This window comes from Leisingera sp. F5 (assembly GCF_001593695.1).
Genome location: NZ_LUKH01000507.1, coordinates 1 through 2,239 on the forward strand (window position 1 = coordinate 1; position 2,239 = coordinate 2,239).

4 protein-coding genes and 1 pseudogene are annotated in these 2,239 nt (G+C 62.4%); all 5 read left to right on the forward strand.

The features are described from left to right. A pseudogene (argC, locus tag A2I95_RS32535) lies at positions 1 to 122 on the forward strand (N-acetyl-gamma-glutamyl-phosphate reductase); the annotation flags it as partial. Between the two features lie 41 nt (positions 123 to 163). Next, the gene (gene ccmE, locus A2I95_RS32540; RefSeq protein WP_291736474.1) at positions 164 to 607 is read left to right on the forward strand and encodes a cytochrome c maturation protein CcmE; all 444 of its coding nucleotides are present in this window, start codon (positions 164 to 166) and stop codon (positions 605 to 607) included. Between the two features lie 196 nt (positions 608 to 803). Further along, positions 804 to 1,415: a holin-associated N-acetylmuramidase gene (locus tag A2I95_RS32545; protein WP_291736476.1), complete on the forward strand. Its 612-nt coding sequence runs from the start codon at positions 804 to 806 to the stop codon at positions 1,413 to 1,415. Continuing rightward, positions 1,406 to 1,981, forward strand: a complete 576-nt coding sequence (locus A2I95_RS32550) for a holin family protein (protein WP_291736478.1) — start codon at positions 1,406 to 1,408, stop codon at positions 1,979 to 1,981. The genes A2I95_RS32545 and A2I95_RS32550 overlap by 10 nt, the downstream gene beginning before the upstream one ends. A 78-nt stretch (positions 1,982 to 2,059) precedes the next feature. Further along, positions 2,060 to 2,239 (forward strand): hypothetical protein (locus A2I95_RS32555; RefSeq protein ID WP_291736481.1); only part of this gene is annotated, 180 nt, incomplete at its 3' end.

Below are 2,239 nucleotides of genomic sequence, written 5' to 3' on the forward strand. Positions count from 1 at the left end.
TTGTGATTGCAGCACTTGATAACCTGACAAAAGGTAGCAGCGGCCAGGCCTTGCAGAACGCAAACCTGATGTTAGGTGAGACTGAGACCGAAGGGCTGATGATGGCGCCGCTGTTCCCCTGATCCGGGGGCGGCGCAGGCACGGGCCTTGAAATGAGGAAACCATGAAGAACCTGAAGAAACAGCGCCGGATCCAAGTCATTGCCGTTGCCGCGGTGGCTTTGGTCGTTGCAACCGCCCTGATCGGTTATGCCATGCGCGACGGGATCAACTACTTCCGCTCGCCCAGCCAGGTGGCCGAGGCGCCGCCGAAACCGTCCGAAGTGTTCCGCATCGGCGGGCTGGTTGAGGAAGGAAGCCTGCTGCGCGGTCAGGGTGAAACCGTGCGCTTTGCCGTCACCGATGGCGGCGCCACGGTGCAGGTCGCATATACCGGTGTGCTGCCGGACCTGTTTGAGGAAAACCAGGGTATGGTCGGTACTGGCCGTTATGTGAATGGTGTCTTTGAAGCCTCTGAAATCCTGGCGAAACATGACGAGACCTATATGCCCAAGGAAGTCATGGATGCGTTGAAGGCGCAGGGGGTCTATCAGGAGCCTGAAACCTGAGACCGGTCTCTGAGCAAATGGCTCCCGCCCCAAATGCGCCTCCCTTCGGGGAGGCGTTTTGCGTTGGGCCGGGCGCCGCGCGGTGCGCGGCGCGGCAGCGTTCCTGAGGCGGTGTTGCGCAATATGCGTACGCCGCTGTCAGGAGATCTTTTCGTATTTTCACGATGATTGACTCACCAGAAAAGGGTGAGGTTCGATGCAGAGTGTAAAGGAAATCGCCGCTGAGATTGTGGCGCGGGAAGGCGGCTTTGTGAATGATCCGGATGACCCCGGCGGCGTCACCAAATACGGTGTGACCATTGGAACCCTGCGGCGGCTGCGTCTGGATGTGACCGGTGATGGGGATGTGGACGCCGGGGATGTGAAGGCGCTGACCCGCGCGCAGGCCGTGGCCATTTTCATCCGCCACTATTTCGACGCGCCCCGTATCGCCAGCCTGCCGGAGTGCCTCCAGGCCACGGTCTTTGATATGTATGTGAATGCCGGCAGCAACGCGGTGCGCATCCTGCAGCGATTGCTGCGCGATATGGGGTACAGGGTTGTGGTGGACGGCACAATCGGACCGCAGACGGCAGGCGCCGCCGCCGATGCTGCCACCGTTGATGCGACGGGCCTGCGCGACGCCTATGGCATCGCGAGGCGCAATTATTACTTCCGTCTGGCAGACCGTCGGCCGGCCAGCCGGAAATATGCCCGCACCCGTGCCGGCGGCAAAGGCGGCTGGATCAAACGGGCCGAGGAATTCATCTCGCCGAACTACCATCTGAACCAGCAGGCCTTTCAGGAAAGGATCGCGGCATGGGGATGATCTCAGACATTCTGGGGCTTGTTTTTGGCAGCCAGCGTAATGTCCTGCGGGAAACTGCCGAAGTCTTTCGCGAAAACGCCGAAGCCGGCGCCGGCCGCGCGCATGAGGTGCAGATTGCAGCGCTTGGCCAGTTTGGCACCGAATTTCAGCAGCCCGCAAAAGGCTGGTTTGACCGCCTTATGGATGGGGTGAACCGGTTGCCGCGCCCCATGCTGGCGCTGGGGACGCTGGCGCTGATGGTGTCTGCGCTGAGCGACCCGGTGTGGTTCGCCGCCCGGATGCAGGGGCTCGCGCTGGTGCCGGAACCGTTGTGGTGGCTGCTGGGTGTCATCGTCTCCTTTTACTTCGGGGCGCGGCATCAGGTGAAGGCACAGGAGTTTCAGCACGGACTGGCGGCCAGCATGGCTCGGGTTCCCCAGGCCGTCGAAAACATCGCCGCGCTGAACAGGCTGCGGGCCGCTTCACCTGCTGCGGCCTCCACCGGAACTGACGCCGCAGCGCGTCTTCAGGCCACGGGCGCAGAGGAGAATCCGGCGCTGGAAGCCTGGAAAGCCCGTCGCGGCTGATCACATTTTAGCGGCTGCGGCGGCATGGCGCGGCGAATGCCATTGGCGCCCGCAGCAGACAGGCGTATAGGAAAATACATGATTACAGAGCTTGGCCACTTCGCCCTTATCCTCGCCTTCATGATTGCCATCGTGCAGGCCGTTATCCCCTTGATCGGCGCGCATAAGCGCTGGCCCGGCTGGATGGCCGTGGCGGAACCGGCGGCCCAGGCGCAGTTCCTGTTCACCGCCTTTGCGTTCGGGGCGCTGACCTGGGCG

Bases quoted from the DNA above. Each gene is read 5' to 3' on its own strand.
- A2I95_RS32545 (WP_291736476.1), top strand. From the start codon at position 804: ATGCAGAGTGTAAAGGAAATCGCCGCTGAGATTGTGGCGCGGGAAGGC.
- A2I95_RS32550 (WP_291736478.1), top strand. From the start codon at position 1,406: ATGGGGATGATCTCAGACATTCTGGGGCTTGTTTTTGGCAGCCAGCGT.
- ccmE (WP_291736474.1), top strand. From the start codon at position 164: ATGAAGAACCTGAAGAAACAGCGCCGGATCCAAGTCATTGCCGTTGCC.